The 17,328-nt window shown below is 55.3% G+C and carries 19 protein-coding genes; 11 read left to right on the top strand and 8 right to left on the bottom strand.

The genetic code is table 11. The annotated features are described in order from the left end of the window. Positions 1 to 3: 3 nt before the first annotated feature. Positions 4 to 429 (top strand): TonB system transport protein ExbD, encoded by a 426-nt coding sequence (gene exbD / locus AA74_RS0112225; RefSeq protein ID WP_008499809.1) that lies wholly within the window; start codon positions 4 to 6, stop codon positions 427 to 429. A 43-nt stretch (positions 430 to 472) separates the two neighbouring features. Here exbD and AA74_RS0112220 read toward each other — a convergent pair whose 3' ends face one another. Then, positions 473 to 922: a hypothetical protein gene (locus tag AA74_RS0112220; RefSeq protein WP_023294557.1), complete on the bottom strand. Its 450-nt coding sequence runs from the start codon at positions 920 to 922 to the stop codon at positions 473 to 475. A gap of 1 nt (position 923) precedes the next feature. Continuing rightward, positions 924 to 1,328 (bottom strand): hypothetical protein, encoded by a 405-nt coding sequence (locus AA74_RS0112215; RefSeq protein WP_025912493.1) that lies wholly within the window; start codon positions 1,326 to 1,328, stop codon positions 924 to 926. A gap of 103 nt (positions 1,329 to 1,431) precedes the next feature. Here AA74_RS0112215 and AA74_RS0112210 point away from each other — a divergent pair, with 103 nt between their 5' ends. After that, entirely contained in the window at positions 1,432 to 1,935 is a 504-nt protein-coding gene (locus tag AA74_RS0112210; protein ID WP_008499806.1) for an ESA_00282 family adhesion-associated protein, read from the top strand. A gap of 82 nt (positions 1,936 to 2,017) precedes the next feature. Beyond that, positions 2,018 to 2,506, top strand: a complete 489-nt coding sequence (locus tag AA74_RS0112205; RefSeq protein ID WP_008499805.1) for a TIGR00645 family protein — start codon at positions 2,018 to 2,020, stop codon at positions 2,504 to 2,506. 64 nt (positions 2,507 to 2,570) lie between these two features. Here the strand turns inward: AA74_RS0112205 and AA74_RS0112200 are convergent, their stop codons facing one another. Together AA74_RS0112200 and AA74_RS0112195 are read right to left on the bottom strand one after the other, a co-directional pair. Further along, positions 2,571 to 3,611, bottom strand: a complete 1,041-nt coding sequence (locus tag AA74_RS0112200) for an aldo/keto reductase (RefSeq protein WP_025912492.1) — start codon at positions 3,609 to 3,611, stop codon at positions 2,571 to 2,573. 181 nt (positions 3,612 to 3,792) lie between these two features. Continuing rightward, entirely contained in the window at positions 3,793 to 6,339 is a 2,547-nt protein-coding gene (locus AA74_RS0112195; protein WP_240186499.1) for an autotransporter outer membrane beta-barrel domain-containing protein, read from the bottom strand. A 550-nt stretch (positions 6,340 to 6,889) separates the two neighbouring features. Here AA74_RS0112195 and AA74_RS0112190 point away from each other — a divergent pair. The 3 genes from AA74_RS0112190 to AA74_RS0112180 all read left to right on the top strand — a co-directional run bounded on the left by AA74_RS0112190 (position 6,890) and on the right by AA74_RS0112180 (position 9,293). Further along, positions 6,890 to 8,437, top strand: coding sequence for a methyl-accepting chemotaxis protein (locus AA74_RS0112190; protein WP_025912490.1), 1,548 nt, complete (start codon positions 6,890 to 6,892; stop codon positions 8,435 to 8,437). Positions 8,438 to 8,563: 126 nt separating this feature from the next. Next, entirely contained in the window at positions 8,564 to 8,818 is a 255-nt protein-coding gene (locus AA74_RS0112185) for a hypothetical protein (RefSeq protein ID WP_025912489.1), read from the top strand. 202 nt (positions 8,819 to 9,020) lie between these two features. Then, positions 9,021 to 9,293 (top strand): hypothetical protein, encoded by a 273-nt coding sequence (locus tag AA74_RS0112180; protein ID WP_025912488.1) that lies wholly within the window; start codon positions 9,021 to 9,023, stop codon positions 9,291 to 9,293. 44 nt (positions 9,294 to 9,337) lie between these two features. Here the strand turns inward: AA74_RS0112180 and AA74_RS0112175 are convergent, their stop codons facing one another. The 4 genes from AA74_RS0112175 to yghU form a co-directional block, all read right to left on the bottom strand. Then, a complete protein-coding gene (locus tag AA74_RS0112175; RefSeq protein WP_008499799.1) occupies positions 9,338 to 9,664 on the bottom strand; it encodes a DNA-binding protein in 327 nt (108 codons plus the stop codon). A 12-nt stretch (positions 9,665 to 9,676) separates the two neighbouring features. Next, on the bottom strand, positions 9,677 to 10,009 hold the full coding sequence (locus AA74_RS0112170) for a type II toxin-antitoxin system RelE/ParE family toxin (protein WP_008499798.1): 333 nt from the start codon (positions 10,007 to 10,009) through the stop codon (positions 9,677 to 9,679). A gap of 192 nt (positions 10,010 to 10,201) precedes the next feature. Further along, positions 10,202 to 10,534 (bottom strand): glycine zipper domain-containing protein, encoded by a 333-nt coding sequence (locus AA74_RS0112165; protein ID WP_008499797.1) that lies wholly within the window; start codon positions 10,532 to 10,534, stop codon positions 10,202 to 10,204. Positions 10,535 to 10,692: 158 nt separating this feature from the next. After that, on the bottom strand, positions 10,693 to 11,559 hold the full coding sequence (gene yghU, locus AA74_RS0112160) for a glutathione-dependent disulfide-bond oxidoreductase (protein WP_008499796.1): 867 nt from the start codon (positions 11,557 to 11,559) through the stop codon (positions 10,693 to 10,695). A 245-nt stretch (positions 11,560 to 11,804) separates the two neighbouring features. Between yghU and AA74_RS0112155 the strand changes: the two genes are divergently transcribed. The 5 genes from AA74_RS0112155 to AA74_RS0112135 are packed head-to-tail and all read left to right on the top strand — an operon-like array spanning position 11,805 to position 17,188. Continuing rightward, positions 11,805 to 13,394, top strand: a complete 1,590-nt coding sequence (locus AA74_RS0112155; protein WP_025912486.1) for an ABC transporter substrate-binding protein — start codon at positions 11,805 to 11,807, stop codon at positions 13,392 to 13,394. A 45-nt stretch (positions 13,395 to 13,439) separates the two neighbouring features. Continuing rightward, positions 13,440 to 14,393, top strand: a complete 954-nt coding sequence (locus AA74_RS0112150; RefSeq protein ID WP_025912485.1) for an ABC transporter permease — start codon at positions 13,440 to 13,442, stop codon at positions 14,391 to 14,393. Between the two features lie 5 nt (positions 14,394 to 14,398). After that, on the top strand, positions 14,399 to 15,244 hold the full coding sequence (locus tag AA74_RS0112145; protein WP_023294546.1) for an ABC transporter permease: 846 nt from the start codon (positions 14,399 to 14,401) through the stop codon (positions 15,242 to 15,244). Beyond that, the gene (locus tag AA74_RS0112140; protein WP_025912484.1) at positions 15,237 to 16,214 is read left to right on the top strand and encodes an ABC transporter ATP-binding protein; all 978 of its coding nucleotides are present in this window, start codon (positions 15,237 to 15,239) and stop codon (positions 16,212 to 16,214) included. The genes AA74_RS0112145 and AA74_RS0112140 overlap by 8 nt, the downstream gene beginning before the upstream one ends. After that, entirely contained in the window at positions 16,211 to 17,188 is a 978-nt protein-coding gene (locus AA74_RS0112135) for an ABC transporter ATP-binding protein (RefSeq protein ID WP_025912483.1), read from the top strand. The genes AA74_RS0112140 and AA74_RS0112135 overlap by 4 nt, the downstream gene beginning before the upstream one ends. The last annotated feature ends 140 nt before the right edge of the window (positions 17,189 to 17,328 follow it).

The following is a 17,328-nucleotide window of genomic DNA, read 5'->3' as shown; positions in this document are numbered from 1 at the left end:
ATTATGGCGATGCGTCTAAACGAAAATCTGGACGATAACGGCGAAATGCATGAGATCAACGTGACGCCGTTTATCGACGTCATGCTGGTTCTGCTGATCATCTTCATGGTGGCCGCGCCGCTGGCGACGGTGGACGTGAAGGTGAATCTGCCAGCCTCGTCCAGCCAGCCGCAGCCGCGCCCGGAAAAGCCTGTTTATCTGTCCGTGAAGGCCGATAAATCGATGTTCCTCGGGAACGACCCGGTAACGGCCGACTCTGTTATCCCGGCGCTGGATCAGCTTACCGGCGGTAAAAAAGACACCACGGTCTTCTTCCGTGCGGATAAAACCGTGGATTATGAAACCATGATGAAGGTAATGGACACGCTGCATCAGGCGGGTTATCTGAAGATTGGGCTGGTCGGCGAAGAGAAAGCGGCCGCGAAGTGATAAAGAAGCTGGCGAAAGCCGGCTTTTTTTATGCCTGTTGGGTTTATGCGTTCTTATTTTCCGTCGGTGCGGTAGAGGGGGTTGCCAGCGCGTCCTCATCAAGCGCAACGCAGGTGACGTTTGAGGTACGGTACTCGCCGTCTGACAGTTTGCGCGTCAGACGCAGGGTGGCGATCTCTCTGGCAAGCAGGTACTGGTAGTTGGCCTCAAGGCGTCCCAGAAGCTTCTCTTTTAGCTCTGGCCGCTGTTCCATGATGGCGTTCATCACGGCACCGTAAATTTCTTCTTTGACCTGCAGCGGATAAATCTCACGGCGATTCTGCCATTTCAGCCGCACCAGCGTCGCCGGGATCGATACCAGGTCTTGTGTAATGCGCGTCATCTCGTCATTTTTTGTGTTTCGCAGTGCGTCGAGATTTTGCTTTAAGATAAATTCATCACTTTTTTTATCATCCAAAGTCAAATAAACGTCGTTATTTTTAACTTCCTTCACGTTAATCCTCCCCCAGGCTATAAAAAATTGGGTTGTTTTTTTCGCGCGTAATTAAGTTAAGCCAAATTTCATTGCCCGCTTCGTTAATTTCTTTGGTTTTTTCGGCCAATATTTGACTTAGTTTCTGGGCATCTATTTCACCTTCGGCCTGCAGATCATTCAGCAGGTGGACAAAGGCTTCAATTTTTATGGCGCGAAATAAGCGGTCTTTTATATGACGATCGTGCTCTTCCAGCAACATATTACGGGATTTGCCGGTACGGGAAACACCAATTAATATATCAGGCTCGTAATCAGAGAGCTTTCTTTTCCCCTGAGTGAAACTGACCTCTTTTTCTGCTTCCGTCGGTTGCTGTTCCACAGGCGTAATGTGGTACTTAGCCGGGACGAGATAGTCGGGCAGCATTTTTAATTTCCTTTAATTTCAACAGGGTGGGGTTGGTAAAGGCGTGAGATTCGTTGACAATATCATGAGGCAAATTTAAAATCAAAAAAAATGGAGCCTACCCATGAACAGCATCTTTTTTACGGTCATCACATTACTATTACTGACCGCTGGTGTGCTTTTATTGATGCAGGAGTTCAATAAAACGAAAGTGTCGAAAGACACCAGTGAACCGCCGCAACCGGAACTCATGACAAAAGAGGAAGGGGAAGACCATTTCTCTGTATTGATGAACTCCGTTACGCCTGTCTGGTACTGGCGGGTGAACCATGAATATATCGACTTTTTACACGCGACAATTAAACGCATGAAAATGTCGGAAATTAATGACACGCCCGGACTGTTTGAAGCACAGCGTCGCTGTAGCGATCTCAATTCAGCCGTGTATAAATATTATGACAATATCAAAAAACGCTGCCTTAACGGCGAGAAGGTCTCTTATTCCGATCTGGACGTATTAAATTTGCGTCAGTGTTTTCGTGAGTTCAGCCTTGAAGCCTACCCGGAGCTGGTGGTGCTGGTCTGGCCGGAATACGCCCGTCCCGAGGTTAACCCCGACAACGTCTGAGTGACCATACTGGTAAGCTATTGCAAACAGTCAGCGCCATTGGGATATACTGGGCGCTGGTTTCTTTTGCAAACAGGACTTTATGGAACGCTTTTTTGAAAATGCCATGTACGCCTCTCGCTGGATACTGGCTCCCGTCTATTTTGGCCTTTCGCTGGCGCTTATCGCGCTGACGATTAAGTTCTTTCAGGAAATCCTGCACGTTCTGCCGAATATCTTTTCCATTGCCGAGGCGGATTTGATTCTGGTTCTGCTGTCGCTGGTGGATATGACCCTGGTGGGCGGGCTGCTGGTAATGGTGATGTTCTCCGGCTACGAGAATTTCGTCTCTCAGCTGGATATCGACGAGCGCAAAGAGAAGCTCAGCTGGTTGGGCAAAATGGATGCCTCGTCGCTGAAGAATAAAGTGGCCGCGTCGATTGTGGCGATCTCTTCTATCCACCTGCTACGCGTGTTTATGGACGCGAAGAACGTGCCGGATAACAAACTGATGTGGTACGTCATTATCCATCTGACGTTTGTGCTGTCTGCGTTTGTGATGGGGTATCTGGATAAGATCAGTAAGAAGTAAAGTACGCCTTACCCCTCACCCCAACCCTCTCCCCAAAGGGGAGAGGGGACTGCTCGGTGCGGTATTATTTATCAGACGACGCCTGCCACAGGTTCAACTCCCCATCCGCAACATGCTGGTCAATCCGCTTGAGTTCGTCCTCAGTAAAGCGCAGGTTATCCAGCGCCCGAACGTTCTCCTCAATCTGTTCCGGGCGGCTTGCGCCAATCAGCACTGACGTCACGCGCGCATCTTTCAGCAGCCAGCTCAACGCCATCTGCGCCATGGTCTGACCGCGCGCCTGCGCCATTTCACTCAGCAGACGCAGGCTGTTCAGGTTGGCTTCGGTCAGCATTTTTTCGTTCAGACCGCGGACTTTCTTGCCTTCACGCTGCATGCGTGAATCTTCAGGAATACCGTTCAGGTATTTTCCGGTCAGCAGCCCCTGCGCCAGCGGGGTAAAGGCGATGCACCCGGTACCGTTGGCCGCCAGCGCATCCAGCAAACCGGTCTTATCGACCCAGCGGTTGAGCAGGTTATAGGACGGCTGGTGGATCAGCAGGGGGATCTTCCACTCGCGCAGCAGCTCGGCCATTTTTTGCGTGCGCTCGGTTGAATAGGAGGAAATGCCTACATACAGCGCCTTGCCGCTCTGCACGGCGTGGGCAAGCGCAGAGGCCGTCTCTTCCATCGGCGTGGTTTCATCCACGCGGTGGGAATAGAAAATATCCACGTAGTCGACGCCCAGTCGTTTCAGGCTCTGATCGAGGCTGGCGAGCAGATATTTGCGCGATCCGCCTGAGCCGTATGGCCCGGGCCACATGTCGTAACCCGCCTTGGTGGAGATAACCAGCTCGTCGCGATACGCGGCAAAGTCCTCCCGCAGCAGACGGCCAAAATTCTCTTCCGCGCTGCCTGCTGGCGGGCCGTAGTTGTTGGCAAGGTCGAAATGGGTAATGCCGAGGTCGAAGGCTTTACGCAGCAGCGCCCGCTGGGCATCAAGAGGCTGAACGTGGCCGAAGCTATGCCACAGCCCAAGCGACAGCGCGGGCAGGCGAAGGCCGCTCTTGCCACAGTGGCGGTACTGCATGTTCTCGTAGCGGTCAGGGGCAGGGTACCAGGACATGATGTCTCCTTTTCTTATCGATGAATTTTTGAAACGGCGTTTTCATTCTGTCCTTATCAAAACACAAATCCCGGGGAGAAGCGATGGCAGAACTCCCTGCCAGCAATTTTCCCCGGGATGCGTCAGACGTTGAGTCCCGCACTGCCCGGTACACGCAGGTCACCGGGCAATCAGACGACAATCAGAAGCTATAGCTCATCCCCGCCTGTACGCTGGCATCGTTATCCACATCGCCAGTACCGACATAGACGCCGGTAGTCAGGGTGAAGTTATGGGCGATGGTGGCGTTGATACCTGCCCCAAAGATGCCCATGGTGTTGTTGTGACCGGAGGTGTTGTGATAATCCGCCGCCTGAATGTCGGTGTCATCGCTGAACTCTTTCTGGAAGCGCGCGTCGATCCACGGCATCACCTTCACGTTCTTGTTCAAATCGCGAAGGGTGGTGGTGAGCCTCACGCCCGCGCCGCCGTTCCAGGAAGAGACCTGGCTGTCGGCAAAGGTGACTTCGCTGTCAGAGAAGCCGTTCGCTTTGGTCTGATCCCAGCCAAGAGTGGCGTAGGGTTGCAGCAGCGTTTCGCCTGGCAGCAACACGTTCACCCCGGTGCGGGCCTGCGCCAGATACAGACTGCCATCGGTGGAGCCGTGCAGCGCTTCCGTCATGCCGCTGGTATCGCCCGTCACGTTGTTGGCAGACAGCGAGTAACGCATATCGCCGTAGCTGAAGCTGCCGTCAGCAAACAGACCCCAGGTTCGGCCGTTCAGCGCCTGCTGCCAGCCGCCATAAAGGCTGTAGTAGCTACCGTAAACGCTGTCTTTGAAGCTATCCGCGCCGTCGCTGGTGTCCTGCACGCGGCTGCGCGTCCACGCCAGCGCGATACCGCCGGTGACGCTGTCGCCGTTGTCCAGATGCGCCGTCCAGTCTACGCCGCCCTGCGCACCCTGAGTGATGCTTTTGTAGTCGACGTCGTTGCTGAAATTACCGTTCTGATAAAGGAAATCGCCCCAGACCTGCGCACCGTCCTGCTGTTCTCCCAGCAGGTTTGCCAGATGCACCTGGTTCATGTGGTTGCTGATGTCATCCGCTACCTGATGCCCGGCCTGTTCCGCTGCATCCAGGCCGGCTACCAGCCCCTGAACGTCGCTCGCAAGGTTGCCCTTCTGGCTGTTAAATTCAATATTCCAGCTCTGGCTATTATCTGCAGTCAGCTGAGCCTGAGGCGCGCTGTCGGCCGCAACAATATTCAGACTGTTGTTGTAGTTATACGCGCCGCTACGATTCTCCACGGTCTGGTCGCCGTTGGTAAACGTGGCTGCTGCATAATTCTGCGGCGCACTGCTGCCCGACGTGGTGAAGGTCCCCAGGACTATCCCCTGCTGATTTTGCGCAGACGGCGTAATGCTGTTCACCACCACGGCGTTATTGGCGCCGGTAATATTACCGAAATTCACGTAGCTGTCGGTGCTCATGGTAACCAGCGCATTGCTGCCGGTGGTATTGGCAATCAGGGTTGAACCGTTTTGCAAACTCCAGCTGGTTGCATCGTTAATTTTATCAATGTCAATGCTGTTATCGCTGGTGGTATTTACCGTTTCAAACTGGCTTATTTGTCCGGATATGGAACTGCCCGCATCCATTGACAGAGTATCGCTGCCGTCACCACCGTTAACATTGCCATTGACATGTGAATCATTGGTCAGCACGACCGTATCATCACCTGCACCCGTTGTAATATCACCGTTGACGGTCGCGTTGTTCTGCAGCGTAATTGTGCTATTGCCCGTACTCTGGCTGGTATTTATCTCGCCGTTCACGGTGCTGTTATCCACCAGAACGGAATTTGCGGCGTTACCATCGACGGTCACATTGCCATTTACCACGCTGTTATTGGTCAATGAAATCAGCGTGGTGCCGTTTTCGTTAAAGGCCCCAATGTCGCCGGTGACCGTACTGTTATCCAGCGCCAGCGAATCAGCCTTCGTTCCGTACATCGCGATGGCGACATCGCCAAAGGCATCCAGGTTGATGTCGCTGAAGGGCTTGTATTCGCTCAGTTTTACCGCCAGCGTGTCGATGTTCTGCGCGATTTCGCTCTGCGAGGCATCCACGGAAGCGTTAGTCAGCGTAATATTGGTATCAGATTTATCGCTACCCGCGTAAATACCGCCTTTATCCATCGTGCTGTTGCTGATGGCAATATTTTGTGCACCGGCTCCCGCACTGAGAATACTGCCGTGCAGCATGCTGCCGTCCTCAACGTTGACGGTGTGGTAACCTTTATCCATGGGGTCGAGATAAATGGCGGAACCCATCATATAGGCTTTCTTGCCCTCGTAGCTTCCGGCGTCATTTTCGCCATTCAGCGTGGCGTCATCGATGGTCACCGTCGTATTGGTGGTTGCACCGGTATTGCCCACTTCGATCATATCGACGGTGGCGCCGTTATTCACCGTAATATTAGCCGTCCCCCCGTTGCTGCCCTGAATATAATGGCCGGACATGTCGGTACCAGAAACGGTTAATGACTGGGTATCCCCTGATTCACGGCTTCCATCCATAAAGATATTATTTGCGGTGGTGTCGGCCATAATGGCATTAGTCACGCCGGGATCTTCATAAAAACTATTATCTACATATTTCGTTAAGCCGCAGGTCTGCGATGTCACGCCCGGCTGGCAGGGCGTAGCGGGCGTTACGTTAGCCTGGGCGCCAAATGACGTTAAAGCCACTAATACACATTGCGAAAGCAATGTGCGATTCATTAATTTGCGCATTTGAAGTTCTCTGGATGAGTCGAAAATTGTCCGGCTCTTTTTAAATGAATTTATTTAAAATAAGAACTTCCTCAGCAGGTAAGGATGTAATGAAATCTAAAAAAATATCCTGCACAATAATTAGCGTTTAAATAATTAAATCTGATTAATAAATTTAATTTAATTCATGAGCTAAATGCTTTGGAATGATTTGCATACAAATTAAAGGGTTTCTTGACCGGTCGTGCGGTTCTTTGACCGTCTTATTCATCAGGGTATTCATCCTTTCGGGTTGTGAGGTTAATTAACTGTTTGTCTGTTTTACATTTAGACGGCTGCTGAAATATGAAAACATGTATTGAGCAGTAAGATTTTCCCCGCAGTGATTATCCTTTTCCGGCGAACGGCAGGGTAGTGAAGATTTTTATAAAATTACGCGCGAAATAGTATAACTTCGTCAGTTTCTGCCGATAACGAGGGTAAGACTCGCCTCTGGGCGAATTCACCCTCACGGCAAGGAAGACTTATGAATATGCTCCGTAATTTCACGATCCGTTTCGTCATGCTGGCGATTCTCGGGATCTTTTGTTTAATGTGGGCGGGTGTTGGGCTGTACAGCACCTGGTCTCTGTCTCGCGTTTCTGATGGCAACGAGGTGGACCGCCAGCTGGTCAAGCAGATGACGGTGCTCAGCCAGGGCAACGATCAGTATTTCCGCTTTGTGACCCGTCTGAGCCGCGCAATGGAAGTCAAAGCCGCAGGCGGCACGCCGGATCTGGCGTCTGCCCAGCAGGCGCTGGATAACATGGGCAAGAAGCTGGCCGAGATGAAAGCGATCTCCCCAGGCCCAATGGACCCCCAGGTCTCTTCCCGGGTGATCGGTGCCTGGCAGGCGCTGCTCGAACAGGGCGTGACGCCGCAAATGCAGCAGGCGAAACTGGGCGCGCTGGACGGCTATCGTCAGCAGGCCAATAACGTCACGCCAACGCTGAGCCGCGCGTTCGGCGCGGCGGCTGAAGAGTTCAACAGTGCTGCCGCGAAATCGCTCGACAGCACCCGCGTGGTGGTGGACGGCCTGACCAGCATGACCCGTACGGTGATTATCGTCGCCACGATCGTCGGTCTGCTGATCCTGCTCTTCACCGACCGTTACCTGGTCGCGATGCTGGTCAAACCGCTGGACCGCATTCGCCAGCAGTTCCGCCAGATTGCTCAGGGCGATCTCAGCCAGCCCATTGAGCCGTTCGGCCGCAACTGCGTGGGACAGCTGGTGCCGCTGCTGAGTGCCATGCAGGACAGCCTGCGCGAGGCGGTCAGCACGATCCGCTCCGGCAGTGAAAATATCTGGCGCGGGGCGACGGAGATTTCCAGCGGTAACAACGATCTCTCCTCCCGTACCGAAGAGCAGGCGGCGGCACTGGAAGAGACGGCAGCCAGCATGGAACAGCTGACCGCTACGGTGAAACTGAACGCGGAGAGCGCCCGTCAGGCAAGCCAGCTGGCCGATGTGGCCTCAACCACCGCCAGCCGCGGCGGTTCGCTGGTGGAAGAGGTGGTAAGCACCATGAGCGGTATTTCGGAAAGCTCGAAGAAAATTGCTGAAATCACCAACGTCATTAACAGCATTGCCTTCCAGACCAATATTCTGGCACTTAACGCGGCGGTTGAAGCAGCACGCGCGGGCGAACAGGGGCGCGGCTTCGCCGTCGTCGCGGGCGAAGTCCGCAACCTGGCAAGCCGCAGCGCCAACGCGGCGAAAGAGATTGAGGGGCTGATTACCGACTCCGTTTCCCGCGTCGAGCAGGGGGCAAAGCTGGTAAGCGACACGGGTACGACCATGGATGCGATTTTGCGGGACGTGACGGAAGTGACGACCATTATGAAGCAAATCGCCTCTGCCTCTGAGGAGCAGAGTAAGGGCATTTCGCAGGTCGGTATCGCCATTACGCAGATGGACGGCGTCACCCAGCAAAACGCCTCGCTGGTGGAGGAGGTTTCCGCGGCGGCTTCGGCGCTGGAGCGTCAGACCGAAGATCTTCAGCGCTCGGTGCAGAAGTTCCGCCTGACGGCATAACGCAACGTTATAAGGCCGCCTTGAGCGGCCTTACATTATTAACGCCTTCCCCATTCCGCGTGCTCTGAAACTGCTATTCTTTTGCTAACCCCTGACGTTCTGGACTCTCTTCTACGAGGTGTTGCTATGAACAGATCGTTATCTTTTATCCCTGTCCTTTCTCTCATTTTTCTGACGTTTTTCTCGGTTTCCACCAGCGCGACCCAGCAGGCGCAGGAGCGGCGCGTGGCGCGTGATGTCAGGCAGGAAACCCGCGACGCGTCACGGCAGGTGAAACAGACCTGCGTGGCGAACAATAACCAGAGTAATCACGACTGCCGCCAGGATAAACGTCAGATGAAACAGGCCGGGCGGCAAAAAGCGCGGGATATAAAGTATTAACATAACAGGCGAGGCGGCATGCAAGCATGTTTCTTGCCGCCTTTTTAAAAAGCGTAAGTCAATATATTTCAAATATTAAAATATTCGCTTGTAACAATATATTTGGCATTTTCTGCACATTCCAGAACATGAAAATTAATATTGTCTTAAGGATTCGCCGACATAATGAATTATCTACTTGAAGCCGGAAATAATTCAATTTATGAAAAACCGTATTATTTTATTTGCTGCCCTGGCAGGTTTTGCCGTGGTCAATATAGCGATGGCCCAGAGCGTCACGGTCGATGTTCCTGCCGGGTATAAGGTCGTGATTGTTCCGCAGTCAGCCACGGTTCCTGAGGCGGTAAGCGTTGCGCCTGCACCTGTACAAACAACGTATGCCGCCCCTGCTCCGGTCTATCATCCGCGTGCACGCCATGTGGCGAGCGTGGCGGAAGGAATGGTGATTGAGCATCAGTATGACGATCACCATTGATGTATTGCCCGGGTCGCATATCCGGGCCTATTTTGGAGTGGCTCTCACGCTGTTGTGTTTAATCCTGCTGTTGCAATTCGGGATATTGGGTATCCCGTTGCAGATGCCACTTCGGCGATACGCTTAAATGAGGGATTACCGTTTGGTGAAAGTGATTTGTAGAGTGATTCGCGAGAAATGCCTGCGCGTTTTGCAATGACAGTCATCCCGCCGGAGGCTTCTATAACATGTCGTAAAGCCAGCATGAATGCCTCATAGCCTCCGGGCTCGTCAATTTCAATGAAAGCCTGATGAAGATATACGGGCGCGAAATCCGGAGAATCTTTCAGGAGTTGTACCATTGCGTCATCATGGAGTACTGATTTAGCCATTGCGATTTCCTTTTATATCCTGCGCTTGTAGTCGTTGAGGTACTCAACGGCTCTTTCAATATCTGCACTTTGCTTTTTTTTCGTTCCAGTCAGTAGCACCAGACTCACTGCGCCATCTGCCGGATCGGAGACTTCGCTGAAATAGACACGGTAACCCGGCCCCTGGTTAATTCTGAGCTCTGAAACGCTCTCTCTGCATGGTTTACAATCACCATAGTTACCCGTTGACATTCTGGCGACACGCGTGGCAATCATGGCTTTTGCTATGGGATCTTTCACACTTCTTAGATATGCATCAAAAGGGTCATACCCATCAGCTGTGATGTAGTGTTTAACCTTAGCCATTATTGTAGCCTGTAGTTTACGATAAGCAAATGCATTGTAATCTTCAGGCTACGACTGGCAATTGTTAACATCGCTGCGACAGAGGGGAAATGCTATTTCGGAAAGCGGCTCGCAAAAATGCGAGATTGGGTGCGGGGTTATTACTGAACAGCCATGAGGCCGGGCACGCGCTGCGACGCCCGGCGAAGTTTATCAGTGCGTCGCTTCACCAATCAGCGCGCCCGTGCCCGCGCCAACGGCTGCACCTTTCAGCACGCTCTTGCCGGTAACCGCCGCGGCGCCTGCGCCCACGGCAGCCCCTACGGCGCCGCCTTTACGCGCGGCTTTACCTTTGTCGCCGTTTTTGAACATGGCACCCGTGCCTGCGCCAACAACGGCACCGCCAACGGTGGATTTCAGATCTTTGCCCGTGGCCGCGCCAATGGCAGCACCTGCTACCGCGCCAGCGGCGGTTTTATCGATGGCCATTCCCGAGGTGGAAAAAATGAGGGCGCTGATAACCAGCGTTGTTTTAATCAGTTTCATAACAGATCCTTTGTGACTGCTGTCGGTTGATACGTCGCTTCTCACTCTGAGGTGAGAAAAACGCACAGATAGTGCCAGCAATACCGGCTCAACCTTTAGGCCAATCATGCCCTGCGAAAGGATCTCGGTTGCCGGGCGGCGATCCGCCCGGCAGAACATTACGCCTGACGCTTATCTTCCGTATTGGTCTCGAAGTCGCTCGCCGCGTGGCGTTCGTGAAGCTGCTCGTTCAGCTCGCCGCTGGTGCGGTTAACGATGCGTCCGCGCTTAACGGCATGGCGGTTCGCCACGTCTTTCGCCCAGCGCTGCACGTTGGTGTACTTTTCTGCGTCGAGGAACTCAGCGGCGTTGTACACGCTGCCCAGCGCCACGCAGCCGAACCATGGCCAGATGGCGATATCGGCAATGGTGTACTCCTCACCCGCCACGTAGCGACCGCGCGCCAGCTGTTTATCCAGCACGTCGAACAGGCGTTTGGCTTCCATGGTAAAGCGGTCAATCGCGTACTCAATTTTCACCGGGGCATAGTTATAGAAGTGGCCAAAGCCGCCGCCGAGGAACGGCGCCGCGCCCTGCAGCCAGAACAGCCAGTTCAGCGTCTCGGTGCGTCCCGCCGGATCTTTCGGCAGGAAGTGGCCGAATTTCTCCGCCAGATAGAGCAGGATATTGCCGGATTCAAAGACGCGCGTTGGCGGGTTCGTGGAGTGGTCACGCAGCGCCGGTATTTTCGAGTTCGGGTTCACCTCCACGAAGCCGCTGGAGAACTGATCGCCCTCGCCGATGCGGATCAACCACGCGTCGTACTCCGCGCCCGTTACGCCCAGCGCCAGCAGCTCTTCGAGCATGATCGTCACCTTCTGGCCGTTCGGTGTGCCGAGCGAGTAAAGCTGCAGCGGGTGCGAACCGACAGGAAGATCTTTCTCATGGGTCGCGCCGGAAATCGGGCGGTTGATATTGGCGAACGCGCCGCCGTTGTTCTTTTTCCATTCCCACACTTTGGGTGGCTGATACGTGTTGTCTGACATGTTGGCCTGCCTTTTGAGTGATGTGTTGAGGCAGTGTAGCAGGAGATTTGTGAAGCGTTTAACGAACTGAGCGTAATCGATCTGCCGCTATTCCTTCCGGCGCTTATATATATCAAATCCGGCATAAGCTTAATCGAAAATCGCATTTTCATAATTAATGCGTAAACGGATAAAGCTGCATATGATGCTTCAACATAAATAAAAGATGCAGTCATAAACACTTTATAAGGCAAGGAGTTAGTGAGATGCGCAAGCTTCTGTTATCGGCAGTGGTTGTTTCGCTCGCGTTAGGCCTGGCGGGCTGTGATGATGCGAAAAATAAAGAGACAAATACGCCCTCAGCGGCAAAAAGCGATGCGCCAAAAGCGGGCGGTTCGCTGATTATCGGTATTACCTCCGGCGACCCGTTAGCTGTAAATCCGCTCTACGCCAGCGACCGTACCACGTTGACGATCATGCAGGCGCTCTATGCCCCGCTCTATAGCTTCAACAACGGTAAGATCGAATGGGGCCTGGCGGAAAGCCTGACGCCCTCTGCCGACAACCTCAGCTACACCCTGACGTTAAAACCGAACCTGAAATGGCAGGACGGCCAGCCGCTGACGGCGGACGACGTGGTCTTTACGTTCAACAAGTTGCTCGATGCCAAACAGCACAGCTTCTTCCGCAGCATGTTCACCTACGGCGATAAGCCGGTACAGGTGAGCAAGGTTGACGACCGCACCGTTAAGTTCACCTTACCGCAGGTCAGCGCGGCCTTTACCGGCACGCTGGTACAGATCTACCCGATCCCGCAGCACGTGTTCGCCGGCGAAGGCGACCTGGAAAAGAGCAGCAAAAACGATGCACCGGTCGGCTCCGGGCCGTTCAAATTTAAAGAGTACCGCGCCGGACAATATTACGCCCTGACCCGTTTTGACGATTACTGGAACGGCAAAGCGAAGCTAGATTCGGTGACCTACCGTTTCGCCAAAGACAGTAACGCCGCCAACCTTGCGCTGCAAAACGGTGAAATCAACCTCAAGATGGTTGACCCGCAGGATGTGAACCGCCTGAAAAATACCGGTAAGTTTGACTTCGTGGTCTATCCGGAAGGCCGTCTGGCCTATATGACGTTCAACCAGAACGTGCCGGTAATGAAGAGCAAAGAATTGCGTCAGGCCATTGCGTACGCCATCAACAAAGACGAGCTGACCCAGACCGCCTTTACCTCGCTGGACTACGCCAAACCCGCGACGTCCTTCCTGACGCCCGATACGCTTTACAAGACGGATGACGTCGAGCAATACACATTCGACCTGCAAAAAGCTAAAGAGCGGCTTAAAGCGTCCGGCGCGCCGGACAACCTCAAGCTGCGCCTGGCGTATGTGAATACCAACAAAACCCAGGAGAGCATGGCGCTCTACATTCAGCAGGCGCTGAAGGGCATTGGGGTGAACGTGGAGCTGATGCCGCTGGACTCCAACGCCATGTCCCAGCGCAGCCTCGATATGAACAACACCGCGTGGGAGCTGAACCTGGGCGGCTACATCATGGGCTCAGAGCCGGACGGCTACAAATCGCTGTTCATGAGCAACGAAGCCTATAACTACGCGCACTACAAAAATCCGCAGTTTGATGCCCTGTGGGATAAAGGCGCCGTGGAAACCGACGCCGCGAAACGTGCCGATATCTACAAGCAAATTCAGCAGATCGTGGCGAACGACATGACGTACTACCCGATCGCCTATACCAATGCGACCGTCGCGGTAGACAAGCGTTTCGGCGGCACCCAGGAAGCGGAGCCGAAACCGGTCTATCTGTTCCAGGATCTGTCAAAAATCTATCAGAAATAAGCGATTGCCCCGGCCGTCGGGTCGGGGCCTTGGTAAGGGCACGTCGTGAACACACTCCTCACGCGTCGGCTGCTGCAGCTGCTGCCGATGCTTTTCTTCATTTCGCTGGTGGCGTTTTTGCTGGTCAAGCTCGCGCCCGGCGATCCGGTGGCGGCGTACATCACGCCGCGTATGGCTCCGGAAGATATCGAACGTATTCGCCAGAGCCTGGGGCTGGATAAGCCGCTGGTCACGCAGTACGTTCTGTGGCTGAAGAACGTCCTGCGGGGCGATCTCGGCTATTCGCTGATTTACCACCGCCCGGTGCTGGAGATGATCGGCGAACGCATTCCGGCCACCCTGGGGCTGATGGGCGCGTCGCTGCTGCTGGCGATCGTGCTGGCGATCCCGCTGGGCCTGCTGGCGGGGGCATTTAAGCACCGCTGGCTGGATCACCTGCTGAACCTGTTCGCCTATATCGGCATCTCGGTGCCGATTTTCTGGTTCGGCATCTTACTCATTACGGTCTTTGCCGTGCAGCTTAACTGGTTCCCCAGCATGGGGATGCGCACCATCGGCATGGAGGATAATACGCTGGACGTGCTGCGCCACGGCGTGCTGCCGTGTATTGCCCTCACGTTCTACAACCTCTCCAGCTACGTGCGCTACATCCGCTCCAACACCATCTCGCAGCTCTCGGCCGACTACGTGCAGACCCAGCTGGCTTACGGCGCCACGCGTTCCAGCATTCTGTTCCGCCACGTGCTGAAAAACGTGCTGCTGCCGGTGATCACCCTGTTTGGGCTGTCGTTCGGTGAGCTGATTGTGGGGGCCTACGTGACGGAAAGCGTCTTCTCCTGGCCGGGGATGGGGCTGCTCGGGATCCAGTCGATCGCTTCGCTGGACTACCCGCTGATCATGGCGATCATCATGCTCTCGTCGATGATGCTGATCGTCGGTAACCTGATCGCCGATCTGCTTTATCGCTTCGCCGATCCCCGCATTCGTACGCTGAGGTAACCCGCATGAGCAGACGCTGGCAGCAGGTTCGTCACCAGCTGCGCCGCAACCGTCCGGCGCAGTTCTCCCTGTTTGTGCTTTTTATTTTCGTTGTCGCCGCGCTCTGTGCGGGGTTAAGTCCGTACGATCCGGATCGGATGGCGCTCGGCGCACGCACGCTGCCGCCGGATGCCGCACACTGGTTTGGCACCGACGAGTACGGGCGCGACTACTTCACCCGCGCGCTGTATGGCGGCCAGATCTCCCTGATGGTCGGTTTTCTCGCCATGCTCTTTTCCACGCTTATCGGCACGGTGGTGGGAACGGTGAGCGGCTACTTTGGCGGCTGGCTGGACAACCTGATGATGCGCGCCGTGGATATCCTGATGGCCATCCCGGCCTTCTTCCTGCTGCTGGTGGTGAATGCGTACCTCAAGCCGGGCGTGGATAACATCATTCTGATCATCAGCCTGCTGACGTGGATGAACATGTCGCGGCTGGTGCGCGCAGAAACCCTGTCGGTGAAAGAGCGCGAGTATGTGCTTTATGCCCGCGCGTCGGGGGAGCACCCGCTGCGCATTATCGTTCGCCACATTATTCCCGGCGTGCTGCCGACCATTATCGTGGCCGCCACGCTCAATATCGCCTCGGCCATTCTGATGGAGTCGACGCTCAGCTTCTTAGGGCTCGGCGTGCAGGCACCGGCGGCGTCGTGGGGAAGCATGCTTAACAACGCCCAGTCTTATATTGGCGAAGCGTCGTGGCTGGCGATGTTCCCCGGCATTCTTATCCTGCTGACGGTGTTCAGCTTTAACGTGCTGGGCGATGTGTTCCGTACCGCCTTTGAGCCAGGAGCGAATCGCGATGAGTAGCTTATTAGCGCTTGAGAACCTGCAAACCACCTTCCGCACCCGCGAGGGCGAGGTTCACGCGGTGCGTGGCGTGAGCTTTCAGGTACAGCCGGGGGAACTTGTCGGCATCGTCGGCGAGTCGGGCTGCGGGAAAAGCGTCACCTGTAAGTCGATCATTCAGCTTCTGGGGAGCAACGGACGGATAACCGGCGGCAGCATTCGCTTCCAGAATGACGATCTGGCGCAGAAAACGCCCGCGCAGATGCGCGCCATTCGCGGCAACGAGATCGCGATGATTTTCCAGGATCCGATGACTGCCCTGAACCCGGTGCTGACCATCGGCAAACAGATGACCGAGATCCTGATGCGCAACAAAGGACTCACCAAAAAAGCGGCCAAAGCGGCGGCGATCGCCATGCTGGAACAGGTGGGGATTGCCGAGGCGGAACGCCGATACGACCAGTATCCCCACGAGTTCAGCGGCGGGATGCGCCAGCGGGTAATGATCGCCATTGCGCTCTCCTGCAACCCGAAGCTTCTTATTGCCGATGAGCCGACCACCGCGCTGGACGTTACCATTCAGGCGCAGATCCTGCGTCTGCTGAAAAGCCTGCAACAGCAGACCCAAACCGCGATTCTGCTGATCACCCACGATCTCGGCGTGGTGGCGCAGGTCTGCAGCCGCGTGGTGGTGATGTACGGCGGGCTGGTGATGGAGGAGGGGAGCGTGGAGGACATTTTTTATCGCCCTGCGCATCCTTACACCCAGGGGCTGCTGGCCTCGCTGCCGCGCCCGGATGAGGTCAATCAACGTTTATCGCCCATTGAAGGCGCGCCGCCTGGCCTGCTTAACCCGCCGCCGGGCTGTCCGTTCGCCGAACGCTGCCCGAAACGCATGCCCCAGTGTGAGCGGCAGCCTGCCTTTTACGCCATGGGAGAGGGCCATCGCGCCGCCTGCTGGCTATGGGCCGATAAGGAGATTCAGGCATGAGTGAACAACAGGTGCCCTTAGTGAGCGTGCGCGATCTGCGCAAGCACTACCCGCTTAGCGGCGGTTTGCTGCGTAAAGGCGCGGCGGTGAAGGCGGTTGATGGCGTGAGCTTTGATATCCAGCCCGGCGAGACGTTTGGCCTGGTGGGCGAGTCCGGCTGCGGGAAATCCACCCTCGGGCGCGCCATCCTGCGCCTTTTCGATATCACCGCGGGCGAGATCCACTTTGCCGGACAGGCGATTGCCCACGCCCGCGAAAAAGAGCTCAAGCCGCTGCGTAAGCGGATGCAGGCGATTTTTCAGGACCCTTACTCCTCGCTCAACCCCGGTATGACCGTGCGACAGCTGGTGGCCGAGCCGATGCAGATCCACGGCTACAGCCGTGAAGAACAGCGCGAACGGACGGAAACGCTGCTCTACAAAGTGGGGCTGAAGCAGGAACACCTTGAGCGGTTTCCGCATGAGTTCAGCGGCGGGCAGCGCCAGCGCATCAGTATTGCCCGCGCGTTGTCCGTGCGTCCCGAATTTGTGCTGTGCGATGAGCCGCTCTCGGCGCTGGACGTCTCGGTGCAGGCGCAGGTGGTGAATATTCTGCAGGATCTTCAGCAGGAGCTGGGGCTGACCTATCTGTTCATCGCCCACGATCTCTCGATGGTGCGTCATATCTCCAGCCGCATTGGGGTGATGTATCTCGGTAAGCTGGTGGAGGTAGCCCCGGCGAATGAGCTGTATCAGCGTCCGGCGCACCCTTATACCCGCGCGCTGCTGGCGGCGGTTCCCCAGCCCGACCCGCGGATTCGCAACCTCGAAGACGCCACCCTGCGCGGCGAAATGCCCGGCCCTACGTCCGCGCTGCCGGGCTGTAAGTTCTGCAGCCGCTGCCCGCACGCCATGCCGGTTTGCCAGACGCAGGAGCCAGTGATGCAGGAGATCGCGCCAGGGCATTTCGCGGCGTGCTGGCTGTTTAAGATGTGAGCCTTAAACGTGTCGGGTGGCGCTTCGCTTACCCGACCTACAGGGTTTTGCGTTTTGTCGGCCGGGTAAGGCGAATTATTTACCACGCAGGTGTATGATAAACGCTCCTCTGTCAGGTTAATTACAACGTGCAGACGACG

Source organism: Enterobacter sp. 5-4 (assembly GCF_000612205.1).
GTDB lineage: Bacteria > Pseudomonadota > Gammaproteobacteria > Enterobacterales > Enterobacteriaceae > Enterobacter > Enterobacter roggenkampii.
This window is presented reverse-complemented; position numbering and strand designations above follow the sequence as displayed.